This is a genomic window from Maricaulis sp. B-26, assembly GCF_056857855.1.
In genome coordinates, this window is record NZ_JBSXNX010000027.1 from 74,042 (window position 1) to 97,038 (window position 22,997).

A 22,997-nucleotide genomic window follows, 5' to 3' on the forward strand; every position below is an offset into this window, starting at 1 on the left:
GCTCCGGCGCGAATCAATACGGATGGGAAAAGCTTACTCGCTCGGACGGTATTGTGCGCGTCGTCCCTGCGCGAGCGAGAGAACATAGCCGATCACCTTGGCGACTGCCTGGAAGTGGTCGACCGGAATTTCGGCATCGAGATCGGCCGTCGCGTGCAGCGCCCGGGCCAGCGGCGGGTCCTCGACGATCGGGATACCGTGCTCCTCGGCGACTTCGCGAATGCGCAGCGCCACCGCGTCGACGCCCTTGGCCACGCAGATCGGCGCCGGCGTCGTGCCCTGTTCGTACTTCAGCGCGATGGCGTAGTGGGTCGGGTTTGTGATGACGACGGCCGCATCGGGAACTTGCGTCATCATGCGGCGCTGGGCGCGCTCCTGACGCAACTGGCGCAGCTTGGCCCGGATATGCGGGTCGCCCTCGGACTGTTTGAGCTCGTCCTTGATCTCGCGCCGCGACATGCGGTTTCGCTTCATGAAGCTCTGGCGCTGGAAGAGATAGTCGAGCCCGGCAATGATGGCATAGACAGTCAGTGCCGCCAGCATCAGCTCGATCGCAGACTGACGCACAATGCCCAGAACGGACGCGATATCCAGCGCCGGCAGTCCGGCGAGTATCTCGCGCTTGGGATAGATGACCACGAATGCCGCCAGTGCCACCAGCGCCATCTTGCCCACGCCCTTGAGGAAGTTGGCGAGGCCCTGGGGCCCGAAATTCCGCTTGAACCCCTCGATCGGATTGAGCTTGGAAAGCTTCGGCTGGATCTTCTCGGTCGTGAACAGGAAACCCTGCTGGACGTAATGTCCCGCAAAGCCGGCGATCGCAAGCAGAAGAATGGGAAAGCCGACGATCATCGTCACCTGCCAGGCGGTTTCCTGCATGGTCGCCAGCATGACCTGGGGCTCGACGGAGAAACTGTGCGCCTCCGCGAAGAAGACCTGCATGGTCGAGGCCAGCCGCCGGGCCATGCCGGGCAGCATGAAACCGATCAGGACCAGCCCCGAGGCGAGCACGAACCAGCCCGGGATTTCCTGGGATTTGGCGACATCGCCTTTCTTGCGTGCGTCTTCGAGCCGCCGCTGTGTCGGTTCTTCCGTTTTCTGGCTGTCGTCGTCGCCTTCGGCCATATCCTAGCTCGCTAAACCAGATCGACGGCGAAACGCTGCATGCGTTCCAGCCAGACCGCGCTCATCGCGCCGAGCGCGATGGCCAGAATGAACAGCCCCACCATGATATTCGAGGGCATGGCGATAAAGAAGATCTGGGCTTGCGGCATGAGCCGCGACAGCACGCCGAGCGCCAGATAGAAAATCAGCCCGAACACGATCAGCGGTGCTGCCAGCTGTACGCCGATTCGGAAAGAATCGATGAAAGCGTTGAGGGCCCACTGGGCCGCATCTGACATGTCCGGAAGGCCGCCCGCCGGGAAGACCTGATAGGAATTCGCCATCATCTGCAGCAGGAGATGATGCGTGTTCGTGGCGAAGAGCAGCACCATGAAAACCAGGTTCAGGAAGGTCGCGATGAGCGCGCCCTGCTGGCCTTGCGACGGGTCGAAACTCTGGGCCATGGCAAGACCGCTCTGCATGCCGATCACCTGTCCCGCGACCGCCGCGACCGAAAGGAAGATGCGCGCCACCGCGCCGATCATCAGCCCGGTGATGACCTCGGCCATGACCGTACCGGCCATCGGCAAAGGCTCGGCCGGCATGGCGGGCAGTTGCGGTGCGATGATGGGCCCCATGATAAGCGAAACGAGCAGCGCGAACGCCAGGCGGATACGCACCGGTATGCTCGGTTCGCCGAAACCCGGCATCAGCATCAGGATCGCACCGATCCGCGCGAAGACCAGACCGGCCGCATAGACGAGGGCGGGAAGGTCCGGCATCAGGGATTGGCGATGCGGTCGAAAATGACCGTCATGAACCCGGCCATCAGCCCGCCCATGAGCGGCAGGAAAAGCAGCAGCGCGATGAAAATGGCGATGATCTTCGGCACGAAGACGAGCGTCATCTCCTGAACCTGCGTCAGGGCCTGGAACAGCGCGATGGTCACGCCGACCGCCAGCCCCACGATCATGATCGGGGAGGCCATGGCCAGCATCAGCCAGATCGCCTGGCGTGCAAAATCGAGGACTTCAGGTCCGGTCACGGGTCTCACCTCGGCTGGGCGGAGGGAATCGAGCTTACGGTTAATTATGTTTACGAATGCCCGCTCGCCGTTAAGAAAGAGTCAATTCTGGTAAACGTGGGGAGGCACCCGACATGCGATTGCGCAAACTTCTGATCGGCGCGAGCTCGCTCGCTTTCGCAGCTGCCTGGGCACCGGGCGCGGCCTTCGCCCAGGCCGATCCGGCACCGGCCGCCGCAGAAGCCGCTTCTGCCGAACAGACCGAAACCGAGCGCCTCTATGCCTGGTTCCAGGAAGAGTTCCAGCGCGAGCTCGAATTCTCCCCGGTCTTCAAGACCTATCTCGGCATGCTCGACGATCTGGAAGCCTACGGCCAGTGGAACGATCCGTCCGAAGAGGCCTTCCGTGCCAGTCTGCAGCGCGGCGCCGAGCGCCTGCGCTACATGCGCGAAAACTTCGACTATGACGAACTGACGCCGGATGCGCAGGTCAGCTACCGGTTTGCGGAATTCATCGAGACCAATAATTCCCAGCAGTCCGAGTTCTGGGATCACGGCTATATCTTCACCCAGTTCTTCGGCCCGCACACCCAGCTGGCAACCACGCTGATCGGCTATCACCGCGTCGATAATGTCGACCACGCCGAAGCCTATATCAGCCGGCTGGAAGGCATGGGCGACGTTCTGCGCGTGCAGACCGCCCAGGCCGACGAGCGTGCCGAGGCCGGCGTGCTTGCCCCGGCATTCGCCTATCCGATCGTCGTCACCGCCGCGTCGCGCTTCATCACCGGGGCGCCCTTCGACGACAGCGGCGAGGATTCGCCCCTGCTCGCCGATTTCCGCGGCAAGGTCGAAGCACTCGACATCGAACAGGCCCAGAAGGATGCGCTGATCGAACGCGCCGTCGCCGCCCTGACCCAGAGTGTCGGCCCGGCCTATGAAAACCTCATCGAGACCATGCAGCGCCATGGCGAGATGACGGAAGGCCGCAATCAAGGCGCCTGGGCGCTGCCGGAGGGGGAGGCCTTCTATCGCAGCCAGCTCGACAATTACACGACCCGCACCGACCTTTCCGCCGCCGACATCCACCAGACCGGCCTCGACGAGGTCGAGCGCATTCACGGCGAGATGCGCGATATCATGGCGCAGGTCGGTTTCGAGGGAACGCTGGCCGAATTCTTCGAATTCATGCGTACGGACGATCAGTTCTACCTGCCCGACACCGAGGAAGGCCGTCAGCAGTATCTCGACCAGGCAACTGCCTTCGTCGATGCGCTCATGGAAGCCGCTCCGGACTATTTCGACACGCTCCCGCGCGCCGATCTGGAAGTTCGCGCGGTCGAGGAGTACCGCATCGATACGGCCACCGGCGCCTTCTACGAGAGCGGCTCGCTCGACGGTACGCGTCCGGGGGCCTACTACGTGAACCTGGCCAATATGCGGGACAACCCGACCTATCTGATGGAAACGCTGTCCTATCATGAGGGCGCGCCGGGCCATCACTTCCAGCTTGCCCTGGCGCAGGAGCTCGAAAACGCCCCCATGTTCCAGCGTCTGGCCGGCTATTCCGCCTTCTCGGAAGGCTGGGGCCTCTACGCCGAGAACCTCGGCAAGGACATGGGCTTCTTCACCGACCCCTACCAGGATTTCGGCCGCCTCTCCTATGAGGTCTTCCGCGCCGCGCGCCTGGTCGTGGATACCGGCATCCACGCCATGCAATGGAGCGAGCAGGACGCCATCGACTACATGATCGCGAACACGCCGATGCCGGAAGGCGATATCGAGAACGAAGTGCGCCGCTACATGGTCTGGCCCGGCCAGGCCGTGTCCTACAAGGTCGGCATGCTGACCATTCTGGAACTGCGCCAGCGCGCCATGGACGAACTCGGCGACGATTTCGACTGGGGCGAGTTCCACGATGTCGTTCTGACCAACGGGTCGATCCCGCTCACCCTGCTCGAAGAGCTGGTGAATGCGTGGATCGCCGAAAAGCAGGCAGGCTAGGCCGTCACCGGGCAGCGCCGTCGATTGACAGTCACGCTGTCCGGCGGGCTAATCTGCCGCACGAACGAATATCGGGCAGCCGCCGCAGCCTGTGGCGGCTGCCTGCTTTATCGGGGCCAGGCATTGAACTGCCCGCCCCGACAGCGATCATGAGGGCGGGAGGCCGTCACGATCGCCGGCTCATCGAGACGCCGGATCCTATGGGGAGATCATCATGCTGAAGACCTATCGCCTGCCGCTTGCGGCCTCGATCCTCGCACTCGCCACAGCCTGCTCGCAGCCGCAAGACGTGGCGACGGCACCGGATACCGGCGCTCCGGCTTCCGTCGAGACCAGCGCCAACACTGCATCCGCCGAACAATCCGAGAGCGAACGCCTCTATGCCTGGTTCGAAACCCTGTTCGAGGCCGACCTTGCCCGGTCGCCGCTGCAGCAGACCGCGATGGGCCGGATCGACGATCTGGACGCCTATGGACGCTGGGACGATGTCAGCGACGAAGCACTCGAGGCGGCCCAGCAGCGGCGCATCGAACGGCTCGCCCATCTGCGCGAAAACTTCGACTATGATGCGCTCGACAGCGATGCCCGCGTTTCCTATCGCATCTTCGAATACCTTCAGGAAGCAGGCATTCGCGAATACGGTTTCAGCGATCAGACCTACGTATTCACCCAGATGTTCGGGCCCCATACCGGCATGCCGTCCACGCTGATCGGCCAGCACCGGGTCGAGAATGCCGACCATGCCGAAGCCTACATCTCTCGACTTAACGGTGCCGGACCGGTTTTCGACATTCTTGTCGAACGGGCCGACGCCCGGGCCGAGGCTGGCGTCATCCCGCCGCGTTTCGCTTTCGACTACCTGATCGGCAATACGCGCGCCGTCATCACCGGCGCTCCATTCGACGACAGCGAGACGGCCTCTCCTCTGCTCGCCGATTTCACCGCCAAGGTCGAAGCTCTGGAGCTCGATGATGCGGCGGAGGCCGATCTGATCGAGCGCGGCACGCAAGCCATGCTGACCTCGGTCGGGCCTGCCTATGAAGCCCTCATCGCCATGTTCGAACGGCACGCCGAAATGGCCGATGATCGCGACGGGGCGTGGAAGCTGCCGCGGGGCGAGGCCTATTACCAGAGTCAGCTCGCCACCTTCACCACCCTGCCCGATCTCTCGGCGGAGGAAATCCATGCCACCGGTCTCGCCGAGATCGAGCGCATCCATGGGGAGATGCGCGGCATCATGTCCGAGGTCGGCTTCGAAGGCTCGCTGCAGGACTTCTTCGAATTCATGAGAACGGACGAGCAGTTCTACTATCCCAGTACGGATGAGGGCCGCGCCCGCTACATTGAGGAAGTGAATGCGGTCTTCGATCGCATCCGCGAGGTTCTGCCTGACTATTTCAACACCATGCCGGCTGGCGAGATGGTGGTACGCGAAGTCGAACCCTATCGGGCAGCCGGCTCCCCGACCGCCTTCTACAATACCGGAACGCTCGACGGTTCGCGGCCCGGCATCTACTACGCCAATACGCTGAACATGCGGAACCTGCCCATCTACCAGATGGAAACGCTGGCCTATCACGAAGGCATTCCGGGGCACCATTTCCAGCTCACCCTCGCACAGGAGCTCGAGGATGCGCCCATGTTCCAGCGTCAGCTCTATCTTTCCGCCTTCGGCGAAGGCTGGGCGCTCTACGCTGAAAGCCTCGGCAAGGATATGGGCCTGTTTACCGACCCCTATCAGGACTTCGGCCGCCTCGCCTATGAACTCTGGCGCGCCGGACGCCTCGTCGTCGACACCGGCATTCATTCCATGCGCTGGAGCCGCCAGGACGCGATCGACTACCTGCTGGAGAACACGTCCTTCACCGAGGAAGAAGTGGTCCGCGAAGTCGAGCGCTATATCGTCTGGCCGGGTCAGGCGACATCGTACAAGACCGGCCAGATGCGCATCCGGGCACTGCGCGACTTTGCGCAGGAGGAGCTGGGCGAGGCCTTCGACTACGGTGAATTCCACGATGTGGTGCTGACCAGCGGTTCACTGCCCTTGCCGGTGCTCACCGAATTGGTGAACGAGTATGTTCAGGAAAAGCGTGCCGATGCCGGTTCCGGCAGCGGTGCGATGGAGGAGTAAGAAGGGGATGACCACCATGAAGATGAAGCATCTGGTACTGACCGTGTCCGCAGCCGCGCTGATCGCGGCGTGCTCGGAGCCGGCTGATGAAGCCGCAGCCAATGCGGCCAATACTGCACCAGTGGTCAACGAGACCGCATCCCAGGCCGAACAGACCGAAAGCGAACGCCTGAACGCCTGGTTCGAGGACGTTTTCCAGCGCAATGTCGCCCGCTCGCCGATGGCGCAGACTTTCCTCGGCATGAAGACAAGCTACGACCAGTGGGACGACGTTTCGCCGGAATTCCAGCAGGAAACCTTCGAGATGGGCCAGGCGGACCTGGCCTATATGCGCGAGAACTTCGATTTCGACGCCCTCGACGAGAGTGCCCGGCTCTCCTGGCGCCTGTTCGAATACAATGCGGAACGCGATGCCGCGGGCCGGCGCTGGGAAGATCACGGCTATACCTTCACGCCACGCTCCGGTGCCCATATGCGGGCCCCGACCTTCCTCATCAACAATCACCGCGTCGACAGCGTCGAGGATGCCGAGGCTTATATCGGCCGCCTGCGCAATTTCGGCGACTATATGGACCAGAACATCGCCAATTCCCGGCGCTCCTTCGAGATGGGCGTCTATACGCCGCTCTGGACCTATGAGCCGATGATCCAGACTGCCCGCAACGTGACGTCGGGCGCGCCTTTCTCCGAGGGCGAGGACAGTCCGGTCATGGCGGACATCCGCCGCAAGATCACCGGGCTCGAGCTCGATGAAGCCGAAACGGAGCGCCTCATCGGCGAGGCGGAAGCGGCGCTGACCGAAGTCGTCGGTCCAGCCTATGAGCGCGTTATCGCCCTGTTCGAGGAGCAGGCCCAGACGGCCACGAATGATGACGGCATCTGGAAGCATCCGGACGGCGCCGAATTCTACGATCACCTCCTGGCGGGCTACACCACGACCGAGATGACGGCCGAGGAAATTCACCAGCTGGGTCTTTCGGAAGTCGAACGCATCCACGGCGAGATGCGCGACATCATGACCGAAGTCGGCTTCGAGGGAACGCTGCAGGACTTCTTCGAGTTCATGCGCACCGACGAGCAGTTCTACTACGACAATGACGACGAAGGCCGTGCGGCCTATCTGGCCGACGCCACCGCGCTCATCGACACGATGATGGAAACCCTGCCGGAGATGTTCCACACCCTGCCGCAGGCCGATCTGGAAGTGCGCCGTGTGGAACCCTTCCGCGAGGCTTCGGCCGGAAAAGCCTTCTACAACCGCCCGGCACCGGACGGCTCGCGCCCGGGTTACTACTACGCCAATCTGCGCGATATGAGCCTGATGCCGACCTACCAGATGGAAGCGCTCGCCTATCACGAGGGCGCGCCGGGTCACCACATGCAGCTGGCCATCATGCAGGAGCTGGAAGGCGTTCCGTCCTTCCGCCGCTTCGGCGGCTACACGGCCTATACCGAGGGCTGGGGTCTTTACACCGAGTACTTCCCGAAGGAATTCGGTTTCTACGACGATCCCTATTCGGATTTCGGCCGTCTCGCCATGGAGCTGTGGCGCGCCTGCCGCCTCGTGGTCGATACGGGCATCCATCATCACCAGTGGACGCGCGAGGAAGCCGTCCAGTATCTGGTCGAGAATACGCCCAACCCCGAAGGCGATGCCCGCGATGCCATCGATCGCTATATCGTCTATCCGGGCCAGGCCACGGCCTACAAGATCGGCATGAACGAGATTCTCCGCCTGCGCGGAGAAGCCGAGGAAGCGCTGGGCGAAGCCTATGACATCCGTGACTTCCACGATGTCGTCCTGACCCAGGGCGCCATGCCGCTCTCCATCCTGGAAGAGCGCGTCAACGCCTACATCGCGGAAACGCAGTCGGCCGAATAGGCCCTCGCCGACACGCAAACGGAAAAGGCCTCCCGGATCATCCGGGAGGCCTTTTTCATGCTGTCATGCAAAAATTCTCAGATCGGCATGCGCAGGATTTCCTGGTAGGCGCGGACCACTTCGTCGCGTACGGCGACGACAGTCTCGAGCTGGAGTTCGGCGGCGGACACGGCCGTAACCACGTCGATCAGCTCGGCATCCCCGGTCGCGGCGGCCGCGGTCATCTGCTCGGCCTGCTGCAGGGCGCCGCCCGTCTCGGCGATGGCGCCGGAGACCATGCTGCCGAAGTCGACGCCGGCACTTTCATTGGCGGAGCCGGAGGACTGGGTGGATTGCTGGGCCGCGCGAATGGCGGCCTGATATGCCTGTACGGCGGAGAGATCTGCGGCCATGGCCTTGTCGTCCTATCCTCGTTCTGCGGTCAGCGCCGGCTTTTCTAGCGGCGCAGCAGGTCCAGCGCACGCTCCTGCATGCGCTTGGAATTCTCGATCATGTTCAGATTCGCCTCATAGCTGCGCATGGCTTCGCGCATGTCCATCATCTCGACGAGAGTCTGGACGTTCGAGGTGCGGACATAGCCGCCTTCATCTGCGGCCGGATGGCCCGGATTGTATTCCAGGGTGAACTCGCTCTGATCGTGGGCGACATCGGTCATCCGGACCCGGTTCGTGCCCGTTACCCGATCGAGCTCCGCTTCGAAAACAGGTATCTGACGGCGATAGGGGTCGCCGCCCGGCTCGCGCGCCGTGGATTCGGCATTGGCGATATTCTCCGAGATGATGCGCATCCGCGCAGCCTGCGCGCGCAGGCCGAATGCGGAGATCTGCATTGCGTCAGAGGCGTTTCCCATAACTTACTCCGTCCTATCGGGCCGGCGGCTTGATCGCCATGCGGATCAGGCCGAGGTTTTTCTGGTAGAGCGTCAGTGCGGTCTCGTAGCGCATGCGGTTTTCCTGGCCGCGCACCATCTGCTCTTCGAGCACGACCGAATTACCGTTGATCGTGGTCTCGCTGTCCGGGGAGTTCTGAACCCGCCATTCCGTCCCGCCGCCGGCGTTGCCGCCGGACGGGATATGCCCGGCCGAGCTCGTGCGCAGGCGCGTCGCCGGACGATCGTCCGCGCCGCCATTCAACTGAGCCCGAACCGCACGCTGGAAATCGGCTTCGTCGATATCGCGCGCCGTATAGCCGGGCGTATTCGCGTTCGCGACGTTCTCCGCGATCACCTGCTGGCGATCGGCGTGAAAATCCATCGATTGTCGAAGCGCTGCCATGACGGGCAGATCACCGGGCCGCATGCGCGAATCCCCTTTTCTACTACCCTCGAACGTGCGCGCGCACAGTTAACGCCGACTTAACCGCATCACCCGACAAGGCAGGTATTCTTTATGAGTACGGAACCGATGAGCGACGTCGTCAGCTGGCCCCATTACCTCTTCGCCCTGTCTATCCTCCTGGTGCTTCTGGGCGGGCTGGGCCTGTTCGGTCTGGCAGTCAGAAAAGGCTGGATATTCCAGGGCATGACCGGGCTTCGCCCCTTCATGGGCGAGCGCAAACGCCTGGCTGTCACCGAGACCCTTGTCATCGATCCGCGCCGCCGGCTCGTCATCCTTAGAACCGACGAGACCGAACATGTCGTCCTGCTCGGTGCCGAGCAGGAAACGATTCTTTCCAGTCAGCCGGTCACCGAACCGGCAGTCATTCCCGGACACGAAGCGGAGGCGGTATGATGAAGAAGGGCTTCTGGACCTATCTCATTCTCTTCATCATCGGCATTGCGACGCTTGCGGGCGCCAGCGCCGAGGCGCAGAGCATCACGATCGACACCGGCACCGAGGGCGATCTGACCGAGCGCGTGCTGCAGCTGATCGCGCTTCTGACCATCCTTTCCCTGGCGCCTTCGATCGTCATCATGACCACCAGTTTCGTGCGCATAGTGGTGGTGCTTTCCCTGCTGCGTACCGGTCTGGGCCTGCAGCAGAGCCCGCCGAACGCGGTTCTGGTCTCGCTCGCGATCTTCCTGAGCGCCTTCATCATGGCGCCGGTCTTCACCCAGTCCTACGAGGACGGCATCCAGCCGCTTCTCAATGACGAGATCGAGATGGGCGAGGCGTTCGAACTGTCCACGGCGCCGCTCAAGACCTTCATGCTGGCGCATACCCGCGAGGACGACCTGGCGCTCTTCATCGATATTTCCGGTGAGGCGGTGCCGGAGACGCCGGAGGATACGTCCTTCTGGGTGGTGGCGCCGTCCTTCATGATTTCCGAGCTGCGGCGGGCCTTCGAGATCGGCTTCCTGCTCTTCATCCCCTTCCTGATCATCGACCTCGTGGTGGCCTCCATCCTTATGTCGATGGGCATGATGATGCTGCCGCCGATCGTGATCTCCCTGCCCTTCAAGCTGATCTTCTTCGTGCTGATCGACGGCTGGCGGCTGGTGACCGGATCGCTCGTACAGAGTTTCGGCACGATACCCTGACCGGGTTCGCGGCACTTTTCCCAAAAATCAAAGCGAGTGCGTGACGCCTCACCGTCCGGTCAGGACGGACCGCCGCCATTGTTGAAGCGGGCCCGGAAGGGTTCCATGAAGGCTTCCAGCGTATCGATGCTGGCGATCCGGCCGGCCAGGTCGGAGAAGCGCACATTGCCCTGGCGGGCATCCTCATCGGTCAGCAACGCGAAAGCGGCCGACTGGTCCGTCTCGGCCATCAGCGCGCTATAGCGATCGCCGAGCCGGTTGGCCGCGACCGTGTCTCTGGCAAGACTATAGGCGATCGCCGCGCGCATGACGTCGGCCTCTTCGGACAGATCGAGGCTGGTATCGTCCTGGAAGCGGCCGCCCAGAATCGCTTCGAGACGCTGTCCGGCCGCCGCCCAGTCGCGCTGGTCCCATGCGATGTCGGCGCGCAGGCGGGCCGCGCCGGGCGAGCGGTCGCGAACGACGAGCTCGAGCGCCTGGTCGTGGCGGCCCAGTTCCGCAAGGGCCCGCGCCTCGAGCAGATAGCGTTCGGAGACAAGCTCGGACGGCAGACGGGCAACGCGGGAATTACGCAGCGTGTTGAGCGCGTCCTCGAACCGGTTGTCCATCAGGTAGACGACGGCGAGATCCGTGGCCACGCGGGCACGGGCAACGGGTTCACGCAAGCGGTGATCGACCTGGTGCTGGAGCAGTTCGGCGGCCGGATCGAGCAGGTCGAAGGCGATCAGCCGGTCCGCCAGGCGACGGATCATGCGGTCGCCATCCGTGCCGATCGGCGCCAGATGCTGATACTGGTAGAAGATCGCGACCGCCTCGATCGGATCCATGCGGTCGGCCTCGCCGTCGAGGAAGAGCCGGCGGAAAATGCCGACCATGTCCTCGCCGATGCGTCGCCCGGCCTCGGTATTCGGGAAGCGTGCCTGGGCGGTGTTCATCGTCTCCAGGCCGCGCGCATACTCGCCCGAGCGGACATAGAGTTCGCCGAGCGCGCGTACGGTTTCCAGCTCCAGCGTATCCCCGCGCCAGCGAAAGCGAAGATTCTCGAGCGCCTCGATGGCTTCTGCTCGGGTCAGAACGCCCGCATCCAGCTGCAGCCGGTAGAGATCGAACAGGGCCTGGGCTTCCATCTGCTCATTGCCGGAGCGCGACAGCGTTTCGAGCATGTCGATAGCCCGTTCCGGATTTCCGCGCGCCTCGTGAACCCGGGCGCTGACATAGCTTGCCCGAAGACGCGTTTCCGTGTCCGGCTCGCCATTCTCGACCTCGTAGAGCCATTGCTGCGCCGCTGCAGTGTCGCCCACTTCGAGCGACGCGCGTGCATTGGCCACGTAGAAACGGGCCCGCCATTGCGGCGGATAGTAGAAGATCGTGCTCTCGCCGCTCTCGAAGCGACGGCGTGCATCCTGCCAGCGCTCCTCGCCGACCGCGACCATCCCGCGCCAGAGATCCGCGGCCGGTTCCAGGTTGAGCGAGGCATGGGAGAGATAGGCCTCGGCATCGCCGAGCCGGTGCATCATGTAGCTCGCAACGCCCTGCAGGGCGCGCACATGCGGGTCGTTGGCCAGAGACGGATCGGCCTCGATCGCAAGCTGCAGCATACCCAGCGCTTCCGGCGCGAGCTGATGGCTCAGCATGAAGCGGGCCAGCGCGATCTGTCCGTCCGTACCCTCTTCCAGGGCCGTCCGTCGCATGCGTTCGCGCCACTCCTCCGGGAAGTCGCCATCACCGCCCCAGGCGTCGAAGAACATCAGCGCGGGGGAGGAGATATTGGCCAGCACGGTGCTGTCGTCCGAAACCTGCGCGGCTTCGCCGGCCGGGGTCAGGTCGATGCCGGCGGGTCGTCCCACGGCAGCGCCCGAACCGGTCAGGTCGAGTTCGAGATCTTCGGCGATGGCCTCGACGGCACCGCCGTGCGCACTCGGCAGCAGGGCGCCGCCGACGAATTCGCGCCGCGTCGCCAGACCCTGCACCGGCCCCTCAGCCGTAATCACGCCGATACGATCGCCCACCATGGGGTCCTCCACCCAGCGAATGGCATGAGCGCCGGCAAGGTCGAGAATGATTCGTCCGGGGCGATTGCGCCGCGCATCGCGCCGGACCCCGATCGGGCGCGGCGGTGCGTCGATGCGTTCGGACAGGATTATGGTCCAGCGGCCCTCGTCGATGCGGGCCTCGGCCTGCGAGGTGCTCGGTACGATGATGCGGGCCGCCGAATAGTCGGGGCCGCGGAAGCTGTCGAAATTGCGCACATGCCGCCGGTTGGCGAGATCGAGCTCGCTCAGATCGAGATCGGCGGCCGCGTCGAACACGACCCAGATCGCCTCTCCCCGGCGGAAGACGGCAGCTCCCAGGGATGCAGCCCAGTCGAAATCCACGCGAAGGTCGCCGTTCAGCTCTGACAGCCTGGCGCGGACGATGCCGTCGGCGGGCACCGGGTCGATATTGCCGACAAAGCGCGTCGGCGCCTCCGGCTCCGGCGTATCCGCCACAGCCTCGTCCGCAGGGCCGGGCTGTGTGACGGTCTCGGCAACGTCAGACGCAATGGTCGCGTCATCGCCGGCGACGGTCTCGGCCGCGCCGGGGGCGTCCGTTTCAGCCGTATCCGGCGTGTCCGGCGTGTCCTGTTCGAGCCCGCCGAGCTGAGCCAGGAGCGCTTCGGCTCCCAGAACAGCCGGGTCCGGCAGATCGACCGCAATACGCCCGCCCTCGTCCCAGGCACGGGCGCGCACGCCATCCTCGACATTCAGGCGCAGAACCCATTCATCGCCCTGGCGCTCGGCCTCGGCACTCTCGAGAAAGCGCGGCGGTGACCCGGTCAGCCGGCTGATATCGATATCCGCCGGCATACTGAAACGCAGCTCGGCGACATTGCCCGTCTGCTCGAGCGCGTAGCCCACATCCTCCGGCCAGATGAATTCGATCCGCGTGTATTCGGTGGCCTGACCGACGCGATACTGGACCGGGACGGGATCGGCCGGCGGGGGCGGCGGCGGATTGGCCGCCAGCGCGGCCGCCCGACGGGCCGCTTCGCGCTCGCTGGCTTCGCGCGGCGAAACGATCGGCGCAGGCGCAGGCGTACCCGGCGGCACGATATCGATCGCCACAAGATCGTAACTGGAGGAGACATGGGCGTCGGCGGAGCGGTTCAGCGCAATCCGCAAGGTCGATCCGTCAGGATCGAGACGGGCGCGCGCCGCCCAGGCGCCGAGCGCGGGCACGAGCGTGGAAATATCCGCCTCGAGCGGTTCGCTGAGGCGGGCAATCAGGACGGTATGGGCGACGGATACGTCAGCATCCGGACGGCTTTCGGCCACCCCGTCAGCATAGTCGATCAGGATACGGGCCGCATTGCCCTCCCGCTCGACGGTCAACACGCCCGGCGTCTGGGCCAGGGCGGTCGAGCTGAGCAGGAGCGGCAGCAGGCCTCCGGCGAACCGGCGGATATGTCTAGCCGCCTTCGGCAATCCGCGCCTCCAGTTCGGCCACGGTTTCGGGCAAATTGCTGCGGGTCGCCATGCGCTCGGTCAGGCGCGCGGCGGCATCGGTCCCCATCTCGGCGAGGATCGGACCGAAGGTCCGCTGCGACATGCGCGAAGCGATCTGGATCTGGGTGTCCATGTCGAGACCGGCGATCCGCTCGGCCGCATCGCGGGCGTCCATGGCGGCATACCAGGCGACGATCACCTGCATGTCCTCAGATTCGCGCTCGGTCAGGGAATCGGTGAGTTCGATAATCTGGTCGCGCAGCGTGTTGAGCTCGGCAATCTTCGCGTCGACGCGCTGCTCCATGGCGAGCATGAGCGCCTCGCGCGTTTCCAGCTGCTCCTCGCGGCTGTCGAGCTGTTCGGACCGTTCGCGCAGACGATAGATGACGCGCTCTTCCTCGGCGGTGCGCACGCCCGTGGCCATGCGTTCGGCGAAGGCTTCTGTCGGGGCTGGCTCGACCGCTTCGGCTTCCGGCTCGGCATCGAGACCGGTCTCCGGCATCAAGGGCGCTTCACCTTCGCTGTCCGCTTCATCTTCCTGGGACGCGGCAGCCTCGAGGGTCGCGGCATGCGCGCTCCACCAGTCCGACGCGCCATTGGCGAAAGTGAGGGCTTTCAGGCCGAACAGGCCACCCATCAGGACAGCCAGAACGGTCAGGAGGCGAATGGGTTCGCGCATGGGATTATCTCACGTCCTTGAGGTCGTTGATCACACGCGAGCCGGCACCGTCCGGAAAGATGTCGCTGGCGCGCCGGCGCGAAGGACGGCGATTGCTCATGCTTTCCGCGGTCTTGTCGGCACGACCGCTGATCAGACGCAGTTCGTCGGCCAGTTTGCGGGCCTCGGCGACGCGGGCTTCCAGCTCCTCGCCGGAATGCGTCGTGGCGCGCTCGAGGGCCGCGAGGCTGGCGCGGGCCCGATCGGTCGCCTCATTGAGCGCGATCACCGACTCCCGGACGCCGTCCTGGCCGGTCTTGAGCGCCTTGAGCCGGCGATCAACGCGCAGGCAGACGAAGACAGCCACCACGAGCAGGGAGGCAACCAGGCCTTCGAAAATCAGAGCTGCGAGCGTCATGCGAACCTCATCATCGCTTTCTTGGCACCCGGCGAGAGCGGTCCGCCCAGCCGGAGTGCAACATTGTGTCCGATACGGCCCATACGACCGCGCGTCAGCGGTACGGCACCGCAACGCAATTCAACTTCACTCATCGGGGTGGCATCGAGGAAAAGCGTATCGCCCACCTTCAGGTCGGCGACCTTGCCGAGGGGAACACGCTGCTCGTCGAGCACCGCCTGGACTTCCATCTTGGTCGACCAGAGCTCGGTGGCGAGGTGGCCTTCCCAGATGTTGTCGCGACCGAACTTTTCCCCCATGAACTGCTGCAGCAGCATTTTCCGGATGGGTTCCAGCGTCGCGTAAGGCAGAAGAAGCTCGATTCGACCGCCACGGTCTTCCATGTCGATCCGCAGCTTCACCAGAATGGCCGCGTTCGCCGGGCGCGCAATGGCCGCGAAACGCGGGTTGGTCTCGACGCGCTCGAGGTCGAAATCGACATCTGTCAGCGGCGCGAAGGCCTGTTTGGCATCGCCCAGAACGACTTCGATCATGCGCTGCACCAGCATGCGCTCGATCGTGGTGTAGGGACGGCCCTCGATACGCATGGCCGAGGTGCCGCGGCGGCCGCCGAGCAGCACGTCCACGATCGAGTAGATCAGGTTCGAGTCGACCGTCAGCAGGCCGTAATTGTCCAGCTGCTGCGCCCGGAAAACGGCGAGAATGGCCGGCAGCGGGATCGAGTTCAGATAGTCGCCGAAACGGATCGAGGAAATATTGTCCAGCGAGACTTCCACATTGTCGGAGGTGAAGTTCCGCAGGCTCGTCGTCATCAGCCGGACCAGCCGGTCGAAGACGATTTCCAGCATCGGCAGGCGTTCGTAGGACACCAGGGCCGAGTTGATGATCGCGCGAATGCCGGACTTGTCGGCCGCGTCGTCGTCGGAGAGCGAGAAGCCGAGCAGGCTGTCGATCTCGTCCTGGTTGAGGATGCGCTCGGGGCCACCGCCGACCGTCGGCAAATCCTGGCCGTCGTCCTCGCCGCCGACCATGGCCTCCCATTCGGATGCGAGATCGAGGTCGTCACCGCCGTCCTCGGCCATCGCCTCCCACTCGGCTGCCAGCGCATCTTGGTCCATATCGTCAGACATGTGCTCTGTCCTGTCGGTCCTAGTCGGTAATCATGAAGTCCTGGATCCACACCGCATCGACCTGTGACGGCTCGATCGCGAGGTTGACCCGGCGCAGCAGTTCCATGCGCACGCGCTGCATGCCGGCGGAACCGTAGAGATCGTCTTCGCGGAGCTCGCGCAGGAACATGATGAACTGATCCATGATCGGATCGACATGCTGCTCGAGCACCGGGCCGAGATCCGGATCGGTGGATTCAAAGGTGATCTTGAGCTGCACGATGACCGGGCGGCCATCGGTCGACCGGATATTTGTGATGATCGTCTCTTCCGAGCCGTCACCCTCGCGCAGATCATAATAATATACTTCTTCGCTGGCATGGGCGGCATCGGCCGACTGGTGCTCGTTTCCGTCACCATGTCCGGCCTCGGCAACATGTTCGTCGTCACTGCCACCACCGGCGAACATCATGAAGCCGCCCACGCCCGCGAGCAGAAGAATCAAAGCGGGCAGGCCGATAAAGAGAACCAGTTTCAAAGGGTTCTTCTTCTTCGGCTCGTCTTCGTTCTCGACGTCCTCGTCGAAATCTTCGGTATCTTCAGCCATTGCGGGCTCCCAATGGGGAATCGTTTGAAACCATTAACCGTGAGCGCGGTTAACACTCCGTAGCGATTCCGGCGAACCCGGCAATTACTTCCCACCACCCCGGCGCCCTTTGCCGTGAAGACTTGCCGCCCTTCAGGCCAGCCCTCCCCCAACACGTTGATAACCAAGGAAATTAACCTTGGCACGCTGCATGCAGCTGTTCGGGCAACCACCGCAGACGACGGTGGACACCAGGTATCCAGAAAGGAAACCGCCCGATGGACAACGCACTGATGATAGGCCTGACGCGCCAGATGACCCTTCGCCGGTCGATGGACGTCGTTGCCAACAATATCGCCAACGCCAATACCGCCGGCTTCAAGGTCGAGCAGTTGCTGCTGGAGAACGCCCCCGCGCGGACTGCCGAGCACAGCGACGGCCCGTCCCAGCTCCAATACGTCAATACCTGGGGCATGGGCCGCGATTTCAGCCAGGGCGCGCTGGACTATACCGGCCGCCCCTTCGATGTTGCCATCGAGGGCGAAGGCTTCTTCGCCGTCGAGAGCAATGGCGAAATCCAGTACACGCGTGACGGCCGCTTCCACATGGATGCGAACGGCCAGCTCGTCGCGGCCGACGGTTCGCCCGTACTCGACGGCTTCACCCGCGCCCCGATCCTGCTCGATCCGAACGCCGGCAATACGGCCATCGTCGAGAGCGGCGCGGTCATGCAGGACGGCATGGAGGTCGGACGCGTCGGTGTGTTCGAAATCGCCAACCGCGCGGACATGTCCAAACAGGGCAATGGCCGCTACTCGGTTCCACCGGCCGACAATCCCGGCGACGAGCCGCAGCCCATTGACGCACCGAACGTCCAGCAGGGCTTCGTCGAGCAGTCCAACGTCCAGTCGATCGTCGAGATCACCGACATGATGACCATCATGCGGTCCTACCAGTCGGTCTCGAAATTCCTTCAGCAAGCCGAAGATCTGAACAAGCGCGCCATCGAGCGCCTCGGCAAGGTCTAAGGGAGGAGACACAGCTATGCGCTCTCTCACCACCGCCGCCTCGGGCATGCAGGCCCAGCAACTCAATGTCGAGGTGATCTCGAACAACCTGGCCAACATGAACACGACCGGGTTCAAGCGCCAGCGCGCCGAGTTCCAGGACCTCCTTTACCAGAACGTCCAGCAGATGGGCATGGCCTCCTCGGATGCCGGCACGATCGTGCCGACGGGCGTCCAGGTCGGTCTGGGTGTCCAGGCCGCCTCGGTCTACCGCATTACCGAGCAGGGCTCGCTGTCGAATACCGGCAATCCGTTCGACCTGGCGATCTCCGGCCACGGCTATTTCCGCATCCAGATGCCGGACGGCTCGGACGCCTATACCCGCGCCGGCAATTTCGCCATCAGCCCTGAAGGCCAGATCGTCACCGCCGACGGCTATACCGTCGCGCCGGGCGTCGCCATTCCGCAGGGCTCCCGCGAAGTCGCCATCAACGCCCAGGGACAGGTCCAGGCGCTGGTCGACGGCCAGACCGAACCGCAGACCGTGGGTCAGCTGGAACTGGCGACCTTCTTCAACGATGCCGGCCTGGAAGCCACGGGCGACAATCTGTTCCTGGAGAGCGCCGCCTCGGGCACGGCCACGGTCGGCACGCCGGGCTCGCCGGGTTTCGGTTCGATCCGCCAGGGCTTCGTGGAAGCGGCCAATGTCAACGCCGTCTCCGAGATCACGGCACTCATCCAGGCCCAGCGTGCCTACGAGATGAATGCCCGCGTCATCACCGCCGCTGACGAGATGCTCGCCGCCTCGTCCAACCTTCGCTAACGGGAGCAGATGATGATCCGCACCAGCCTCATCGCCCTCGCCTGCCTCACCACGGCACCGGCTCTCGCCGGCGAAGCGGTGGTCCTGCGCGAGACCGTCACGGTCGAAGGCGGCCATGTCACGCTCGGCGATCTCTTCGCCAATGCCGGCGACGCCGCCGAAGTGGTCCTCGCCCGCGCTCCGGCGCCGGGCAGCCGCACCTCGATCGACGTCGGCTATGTGCAGCGCATCGCCGCGCAGCACGATCTCGACTGGGCCAATGCCGGCGGCGTACACCGCGTCGCGGTGTCCCGCCTGAGCCGGGCCGTCAGCGCCGACATGCTGACCGACATGCTCGAAGGCGAGCTCTTCGCCCGCACCGGCGAAGCGCACGAAGTCCAGCTCTCCAACTCGGCCATGGCGCTGCACGCGCCGGTCGGGAGCTTCGGCGGGCCGCAGATCGTGTCGCTGAATTTCGACAGCCGCTCCGGCATGCTGGCTGCGGAAGTCGCTCCCTATGACGGCGCCAACCCGGTGCGTGTCACCGGTCGCGGCCATGTCACGGTCGACGTCCCGGTCCTCGCCCGCCCCGTCGCGGCCGGCCAGACGATCACGGAAGACGATCTGGTCTGGATCTCCTGGCGCAGCGACCGCGTCCGCCCGGACGCGGTGCTGAGCGCCGACGGCATTGTCGGTCAGGAAACCCGCCGCGCCCTGCGCCCCAACGAGCCGCTGCGCGTTTACGACCTGCAACAGCCGCAGCTGGTCGCCCGCGGCGAACTGGTCACGCTCGTCTTCGAAGCCCCGGGCCTGCAGCTGAGCGTTCGCGCCCGGGCCCTGGAAAACGCGGCGGAGGGCGAGCTCGCCCGCTTCGTCAATCTGCAATCCAACCGCACGGTGGAAGCCCTCGTCGACGGGCCGGGCCGCGCACGTGTCGGGGCCAGCCCGGCAGTCGCCTTCTGATAAAGGGAGAATCCCCATGATCCGCAAAATTGCCGCCCTCGTCGTCGCCGCTGCCGCCCTCCAGGCCTGCGCCGCTACCGACCGCCTCTCCTATGTCGGCCAGACTCCGCCGATGACGCCGATCCAGAATCCGGACCAGCTCGCCGGCGCCGGCCCGCAGCAAATCCCGATGCCGACCTATGCCGCGCCGCAGCCTCGTGCCGCTCAGGCGCACAGCAATTCACTCTGGAACGCCAATTCGCCGACCTTCTTCGGCGATCCGCGGGCTGCCCGCGTCGGCGACATCCTGACGGTCAATATCGACATTTCCGACAGCGCCCAGCTGCAGAACCAGACCAACCGGTCCCGCACCTCCGCGGAAGACGCCGACCTGACGAACTTCTTCGGCGCCGACCTGACCGGCTTCTTCAACGACAGTATCGACCCGTCCTCCATCACCAGCTTCGGCAATTCCTCTTCGCTGCAGGGATCCGGCTCGGTGAACCGGACGGAGAGCATCTCGCTGACCGTCGCGGCCCTGGTCACCCAGGTTCTGCCGAACGGCAATCTCGTTATCGCCGGCCGCCAGGAAGTGCGCGTCAACAACGAGGTTCGCGAGCTGCTCATCACCGGCATCGCCCGCCCGCAGGACATCGCCTCGGACAATACGATCGAGCACACGCAGGTCGCCGAGGCCCGCATCTCCTACGGCGGCCGCGGACATCTCTCCGACTTCCAGCGCCCCTCTTACGGCCAGGAGCTCTACGACCTCCTCATGCCGTTCTAAGTTCCCGCCACCATCGGGTTCACTCGGGCCGTCGCGTTCATTCGCGGCGGCCCATTTTTTGTTCGAAAGGGGTATGGGCCGCTTGCCGGACCCGCGCGCCTTCATGCCCGCGGAACCGGGGATTACGGCCTTGTTCGCATCGCCCCTTCTCATCCACCAGCGGCAGATGATCGAGACATCAGCGTGAACTCAGCGAGGTCCGGAAGTCCGGATCAGTCGTCGCGGTGGACGCGTTCCTTGCGCTCGTGGCGCTCCTGCGCCTCGAGCGAGAGCGTGGCCACCGGGCGGGCATCGAGGCGGGCGAGCGAGATCGGTTCGCCCGTTTCCTCGCAATAACCGTAGGTATCTTCCTCGATGCGGCGCAGGGCGCTTTCGATCTTCGAGATCAGCTTGCGCTGGCGGTCTCGGGCGCGAAGTTCCAGGGAACGGTCGGTTTCCGTCGAGGCGCGATCAGCGAGGTCCGGCAGGGCACCCATGTCTTCCTGCAGGTTGGAAATCGTGGATTTGCTCTCGCGAAGGATTTCTTCTTTCCACGCCAGCAGTTTGCGGCGGAAATATTCCTTCTGACGATCATTCATGAACTCTTCGTCGTCAGACGGCACATAATCCTTCGGGATCTCGATCGTTTCAGCCTTGCTCATCGCTTTCGACTCAACTCCACGCAGCTGCGCGCTCTCCCCCAGAAAGCCGGGCGGAGCATATTCACGGAACTTCGCGAGTCAACGAGATCGAGCTGTTGCGAGCATGCCCTGCCTCGCAAAACCAGAATTTATCTGGGTGATTTGGGAATCCGCTTGACGCTTGCGTCAGCCGAACTTGGCCAGTTCGACGGCGGCACGAATCTCGACTTCGTCCAGAGCGGCTTCGAGTTTCGCGTCATTGGTCTGGTCGCGACGCGTCTGCAGGAGGTCCATCAGCGCAACCAGTTTGGCACGCGGAAGCCCGCCCTCAAGCAAGGCGATCTTCAGTTCGTCGAGCACGTCCAGCATGTCGAAGGCACGCTCGGTGGCGCGCTTGCGGGCCTGGGTGAAGTCCTCCACGCCCTGGAGGGCGAGAATGGCATCGACGGACTGCACCGAGGATGCGGCGCTGGCGGACATCGTGCCACGCGACTGGGCCGGCGTATCGACCTTGAATCCGTCGCCGCTGGCGCGGGACGTGGTCTTGCGCTTGCTGCTCGATACGGAGTTCGTCGAATTGGGTCCCGATATCTTCATGGCGGAATCATTGCCTCTCATCGATAGGTTAATGCATGAGCGCGGCCGCTTAACAGAGACTTAACCGACCCATCCGAGTCGGCAAAATCTGCCCTCCTCAGAAGCCGCCCGGTCGCTTTTTCCGTGCCGTTTCGCGCGACTAAGATTGTAACTTATTGTTTTTGCGCGTCTTATTTTATTAACCCTGTCCGGCATTCTGGCACGGTCTTGGCAAGGACGTGGGCGAACGAATTTCGGAGACCGCAAAATGCGCTGGATCATCACCCTTCTTGCCGCCCTCACCCTCGCCGCACCGGCCGGGGCTTCTTCGCGCATCAAGGACATGGTCGATGTCGAAAACGTCCGGGAGAACCCGCTGGTCGGTTACGGCCTCGTCGTGGGACTGGACGGATCCGGCGACAGCCTCCGCAATTCCAGCTTCACCAACCAGTCGCTCAACGCGATGCTGGAACACTTCAACGTCAATACGCGCGACGCCAACCTCAACACGCGCAATGTCGCGGCGGTGATGGTGACGGCCAGCCTGCCGGCCTTCTCCTCGCAGGGATCGCGCATCGATGTGACGGTCTCCGCCATCGGCGACGCCGACAGCCTGCAGGGCGGCACGCTGATCGCCACCCCGATGTTCGACAGCCATGGCCGCGCCTGGGCCGTCGCCCAGGGCACGCTGACCGTGGGTGGCTTCGAAGCCGCCGGCGACGGCGCCAGCATCACGCGGGGCGTTCCGACTGCGGGCCGCATCGCCAATGGCGGCGTGGTCGAGAACCCCTATGAGGGCACAGGCATCAATCCCTGGGCCGATATCGCAAACCGCAGCTCGCTGCGCCTGTCCCTGCGCAATCCCGACTTCACCACGGCGCGCCGTATGGCCCGTGCCATCAATGCCTATGTTGGTGTCGGTGCCGCTCGCGCCCTGGACCCGGGCTCGGTCGAGCTGACCCGTCCGGCTTCCTACAATGGCGACATGATCGACCTGCTGGCGGAAGTCGAGCAGCTGCGCGTCGAGGCTGACCAGCCGGCCCGCATCATCATCGACGAGAATACCGGCACGATCGTCATGGGCGAGAATGTCCGCGTCTCCACCGTCGCCATCGCCCAGGGCAATCTGACCATCACCGTCTCCGAGCGCCCAGTCGCCAGCCAGCCCGCGCCCTTCTCCGAAGGGGAGACGGTCGTGCTGCCGCGCACCGACGTGGCGGTCGAGGAAGACGATATGCAACTTGGCGTGCTGGAAGAGTCAGTCTCGCTGAGCCAGCTCGTCGACGGTCTCAATGCGATGGGCGTCACGCCGCGCGACATGATCACAATCTTGCAGGCCATCAAGGCTGCAGGCGCGCTGCAGGCCGATATCGAGGTTCTCTGA

Annotated in this window: 23 protein-coding genes; 10 read left to right on the forward strand and 13 right to left on the reverse strand. The window is 64.1% G+C overall.

The window, feature by feature from the left end:
- Positions 1-33: 33 nt before the first annotated feature.
- Genes flhB through fliQ form a run of 3 tightly spaced genes read right to left on the reverse strand, consistent with a single transcriptional unit; the run spans position 34 to position 2,149 of the window.
- Complete coding sequence (gene flhB, locus AC13HB_RS13995; RefSeq protein ID WP_482950395.1) at positions 34-1,125, reverse strand: flagellar biosynthesis protein FlhB; 1,092 nt, start codon at positions 1,123-1,125, stop codon at positions 34-36.
- An 11-nt stretch (positions 1,126-1,136) separates the two neighbouring features.
- Positions 1,137-1,886 carry a flagellar biosynthetic protein FliR gene (fliR, locus tag AC13HB_RS14000; protein ID WP_482950396.1) on the reverse strand — a complete coding sequence of 250 codons (750 nt, stop codon included), beginning with the start codon at positions 1,884-1,886 and terminating at the stop codon, positions 1,137-1,139.
- Positions 1,886-2,149 carry a flagellar biosynthesis protein FliQ gene (gene fliQ, locus AC13HB_RS14005; RefSeq protein WP_482950397.1) on the reverse strand — a complete coding sequence of 88 codons (264 nt, stop codon included), beginning with the start codon at positions 2,147-2,149 and terminating at the stop codon, positions 1,886-1,888. Before fliQ ends, fliR begins: the two co-directional genes overlap by 1 nt.
- 113 nt (positions 2,150-2,262) lie before the next feature.
- Between fliQ and AC13HB_RS14010 the strand changes: the two genes are divergently transcribed.
- From AC13HB_RS14010 to AC13HB_RS14020, 3 genes are all read left to right on the forward strand, one after another.
- Positions 2,263-4,131, forward strand: coding sequence for a DUF885 domain-containing protein (locus tag AC13HB_RS14010; protein ID WP_482950398.1), 1,869 nt, complete (start codon positions 2,263-2,265; stop codon positions 4,129-4,131).
- 214 nt (positions 4,132-4,345) lie between these two features.
- Entirely contained in the window at positions 4,346-6,262 is a 1,917-nt protein-coding gene (locus tag AC13HB_RS14015; RefSeq protein WP_482950399.1) for a DUF885 domain-containing protein, read from the forward strand.
- 16 nt (positions 6,263-6,278) lie between these two features.
- Entirely contained in the window at positions 6,279-8,144 is a 1,866-nt protein-coding gene (locus AC13HB_RS14020) for a DUF885 domain-containing protein (RefSeq protein WP_482950547.1), read from the forward strand.
- 77 nt (positions 8,145-8,221) lie between these two features.
- Here the strand turns inward: AC13HB_RS14020 and fliE are convergent, their stop codons facing one another.
- The 3 genes from fliE to flgB are packed head-to-tail and all read right to left on the reverse strand — an operon-like array spanning position 8,222 to position 9,442.
- Positions 8,222-8,536, reverse strand: a complete 315-nt coding sequence (gene fliE / locus AC13HB_RS14025) for a flagellar hook-basal body complex protein FliE (protein WP_482950400.1) — start codon at positions 8,534-8,536, stop codon at positions 8,222-8,224.
- A gap of 44 nt (positions 8,537-8,580) precedes the next feature.
- Complete coding sequence (gene flgC / locus AC13HB_RS14030) at positions 8,581-8,994, reverse strand: flagellar basal body rod protein FlgC (protein WP_482950401.1); 414 nt, start codon at positions 8,992-8,994, stop codon at positions 8,581-8,583.
- A 13-nt stretch (positions 8,995-9,007) separates the two neighbouring features.
- Complete coding sequence (gene flgB / locus AC13HB_RS14035) at positions 9,008-9,442, reverse strand: flagellar basal body rod protein FlgB (RefSeq protein WP_482950402.1); 435 nt, start codon at positions 9,440-9,442, stop codon at positions 9,008-9,010.
- A gap of 105 nt (positions 9,443-9,547) precedes the next feature.
- Here flgB and AC13HB_RS14040 point away from each other — a divergent pair, with 105 nt between their 5' ends.
- Together AC13HB_RS14040 and fliP are read left to right on the forward strand one after the other, a co-directional pair.
- The gene (locus AC13HB_RS14040; protein WP_482950403.1) at positions 9,548-9,874 is read left to right on the forward strand and encodes a hypothetical protein; all 327 of its coding nucleotides are present in this window, start codon (positions 9,548-9,550) and stop codon (positions 9,872-9,874) included.
- Positions 9,871-10,623, forward strand: coding sequence for a flagellar type III secretion system pore protein FliP (gene fliP, locus AC13HB_RS14045; RefSeq protein WP_482950404.1), 753 nt, complete (start codon positions 9,871-9,873; stop codon positions 10,621-10,623). Before AC13HB_RS14040 ends, fliP begins: the two co-directional genes overlap by 4 nt.
- Positions 10,624-10,682: 59 nt before the next feature.
- On the opposite strand, the gene AC13HB_RS14050 is transcribed toward fliP, so the two are convergent.
- The 5 genes from AC13HB_RS14050 to AC13HB_RS14070 form a co-directional block, all read right to left on the reverse strand.
- Positions 10,683-14,087: a hypothetical protein gene (locus AC13HB_RS14050; protein WP_482950405.1), complete on the reverse strand. Its 3,405-nt coding sequence runs from the start codon at positions 14,085-14,087 to the stop codon at positions 10,683-10,685.
- Positions 14,071-14,787 (reverse strand): MotE family protein, encoded by a 717-nt coding sequence (locus tag AC13HB_RS14055; RefSeq protein WP_482950406.1) that lies wholly within the window; start codon positions 14,785-14,787, stop codon positions 14,071-14,073. Before AC13HB_RS14055 ends, AC13HB_RS14050 begins: the two co-directional genes overlap by 17 nt.
- A gap of 4 nt (positions 14,788-14,791) precedes the next feature.
- Complete coding sequence (locus AC13HB_RS14060) at positions 14,792-15,184, reverse strand: DUF6468 domain-containing protein (protein WP_482950407.1); 393 nt, start codon at positions 15,182-15,184, stop codon at positions 14,792-14,794.
- On the reverse strand, positions 15,181-16,266 hold the full coding sequence (fliM, locus tag AC13HB_RS14065) for a flagellar motor switch protein FliM (RefSeq protein ID WP_482950548.1): 1,086 nt from the start codon (positions 16,264-16,266) through the stop codon (positions 15,181-15,183). The genes AC13HB_RS14060 and fliM overlap by 4 nt, the downstream gene beginning before the upstream one ends.
- A gap of 67 nt (positions 16,267-16,333) precedes the next feature.
- Positions 16,334-16,900 (reverse strand): flagellar basal body-associated FliL family protein, encoded by a 567-nt coding sequence (locus tag AC13HB_RS14070; protein WP_482950408.1) that lies wholly within the window; start codon positions 16,898-16,900, stop codon positions 16,334-16,336.
- A gap of 257 nt (positions 16,901-17,157) precedes the next feature.
- Between AC13HB_RS14070 and flgF the strand changes: the two genes are divergently transcribed.
- The 4 genes from flgF to flgH are packed head-to-tail and all read left to right on the forward strand — an operon-like array spanning position 17,158 to position 20,417.
- Positions 17,158-17,907, forward strand: a complete 750-nt coding sequence (gene flgF, locus AC13HB_RS14075) for a flagellar basal-body rod protein FlgF (RefSeq protein WP_482950409.1) — start codon at positions 17,158-17,160, stop codon at positions 17,905-17,907.
- A gap of 16 nt (positions 17,908-17,923) precedes the next feature.
- Positions 17,924-18,709 carry a flagellar basal-body rod protein FlgG gene (gene flgG / locus AC13HB_RS14080; RefSeq protein ID WP_482950410.1) on the forward strand — a complete coding sequence of 262 codons (786 nt, stop codon included), beginning with the start codon at positions 17,924-17,926 and terminating at the stop codon, positions 18,707-18,709.
- 12 nt (positions 18,710-18,721) lie between these two features.
- Positions 18,722-19,651: a flagellar basal body P-ring formation chaperone FlgA gene (gene flgA / locus AC13HB_RS14085; protein WP_482950411.1), complete on the forward strand. Its 930-nt coding sequence runs from the start codon at positions 18,722-18,724 to the stop codon at positions 19,649-19,651.
- Positions 19,652-19,667: 16 nt separating this feature from the next.
- The gene (gene flgH, locus AC13HB_RS14090) at positions 19,668-20,417 is read left to right on the forward strand and encodes a flagellar basal body L-ring protein FlgH (protein ID WP_482950412.1); all 750 of its coding nucleotides are present in this window, start codon (positions 19,668-19,670) and stop codon (positions 20,415-20,417) included.
- Positions 20,418-20,629: 212 nt separating this feature from the next.
- Here flgH and dksA read toward each other — a convergent pair whose 3' ends face one another.
- Positions 20,630-21,058, reverse strand: coding sequence for an RNA polymerase-binding protein DksA (dksA, locus tag AC13HB_RS14095; RefSeq protein ID WP_482950413.1), 429 nt, complete (start codon positions 21,056-21,058; stop codon positions 20,630-20,632).
- Between the two features lie 165 nt (positions 21,059-21,223).
- Positions 21,224-21,634: a flagellar assembly protein FliX gene (locus tag AC13HB_RS14100; RefSeq protein WP_482950414.1), complete on the reverse strand. Its 411-nt coding sequence runs from the start codon at positions 21,632-21,634 to the stop codon at positions 21,224-21,226.
- Positions 21,635-21,881: 247 nt separating this feature from the next.
- Here AC13HB_RS14100 and AC13HB_RS14105 point away from each other — a divergent pair, with 247 nt between their 5' ends.
- Positions 21,882-22,997: a flagellar basal body P-ring protein FlgI gene (locus tag AC13HB_RS14105; protein WP_482950415.1), complete on the forward strand. Its 1,116-nt coding sequence runs from the start codon at positions 21,882-21,884 to the stop codon at positions 22,995-22,997.

Coding starts and splice junctions, on each gene's coding strand:
- fliM (WP_482950548.1), bottom strand. CDS start 16,266: ATGGCCGAGGACGGCGGTGACGACCTCGATCTCGCATCCGAATGGGAG.
- flgF (WP_482950409.1), top strand. CDS start 17,158: ATGGACAACGCACTGATGATAGGCCTGACGCGCCAGATGACCCTTCGC.
- AC13HB_RS14105 (WP_482950415.1), top strand. CDS start 21,882: ATGCGCTGGATCATCACCCTTCTTGCCGCCCTCACCCTCGCCGCACCG.
- AC13HB_RS14040 (WP_482950403.1), top strand. CDS start 9,548: ATGAGCGACGTCGTCAGCTGGCCCCATTACCTCTTCGCCCTGTCTATC.
- AC13HB_RS14015 (WP_482950399.1), top strand. CDS start 4,346: ATGCTGAAGACCTATCGCCTGCCGCTTGCGGCCTCGATCCTCGCACTC.
- AC13HB_RS14100 (WP_482950414.1), bottom strand. CDS start 21,634: ATGAAGATATCGGGACCCAATTCGACGAACTCCGTATCGAGCAGCAAG.
- fliP (WP_482950404.1), top strand. CDS start 9,871: ATGATGAAGAAGGGCTTCTGGACCTATCTCATTCTCTTCATCATCGGC.
- AC13HB_RS14020 (WP_482950547.1), top strand. CDS start 6,279: ATGAAGATGAAGCATCTGGTACTGACCGTGTCCGCAGCCGCGCTGATC.
- AC13HB_RS14060 (WP_482950407.1), bottom strand. CDS start 15,184: ATGACGCTCGCAGCTCTGATTTTCGAAGGCCTGGTTGCCTCCCTGCTC.
- flgC (WP_482950401.1), bottom strand. CDS start 8,994: ATGGGAAACGCCTCTGACGCAATGCAGATCTCCGCATTCGGCCTGCGC.
- AC13HB_RS14010 (WP_482950398.1), top strand. CDS start 2,263: ATGCGATTGCGCAAACTTCTGATCGGCGCGAGCTCGCTCGCTTTCGCA.
- AC13HB_RS14070 (WP_482950408.1), bottom strand. CDS start 16,900: ATGGCTGAAGATACCGAAGATTTCGACGAGGACGTCGAGAACGAAGAC.
- flhB (WP_482950395.1), bottom strand. CDS start 1,125: ATGGCCGAAGGCGACGACGACAGCCAGAAAACGGAAGAACCGACACAG.
- flgG (WP_482950410.1), top strand. CDS start 17,924: ATGCGCTCTCTCACCACCGCCGCCTCGGGCATGCAGGCCCAGCAACTC.
- fliE (WP_482950400.1), bottom strand. CDS start 8,536: ATGGCCGCAGATCTCTCCGCCGTACAGGCATATCAGGCCGCCATTCGC.
- AC13HB_RS14055 (WP_482950406.1), bottom strand. CDS start 14,787: ATGCGCGAACCCATTCGCCTCCTGACCGTTCTGGCTGTCCTGATGGGT.
- flgB (WP_482950402.1), bottom strand. CDS start 9,442: ATGCGGCCCGGTGATCTGCCCGTCATGGCAGCGCTTCGACAATCGATG.
- flgH (WP_482950412.1), top strand. CDS start 19,668: ATGATCCGCAAAATTGCCGCCCTCGTCGTCGCCGCTGCCGCCCTCCAG.
- fliR (WP_482950396.1), bottom strand. CDS start 1,886: ATGCCGGACCTTCCCGCCCTCGTCTATGCGGCCGGTCTGGTCTTCGCG.
- dksA (WP_482950413.1), bottom strand. CDS start 21,058: ATGAGCAAGGCTGAAACGATCGAGATCCCGAAGGATTATGTGCCGTCT.
- flgA (WP_482950411.1), top strand. CDS start 18,722: ATGATCCGCACCAGCCTCATCGCCCTCGCCTGCCTCACCACGGCACCG.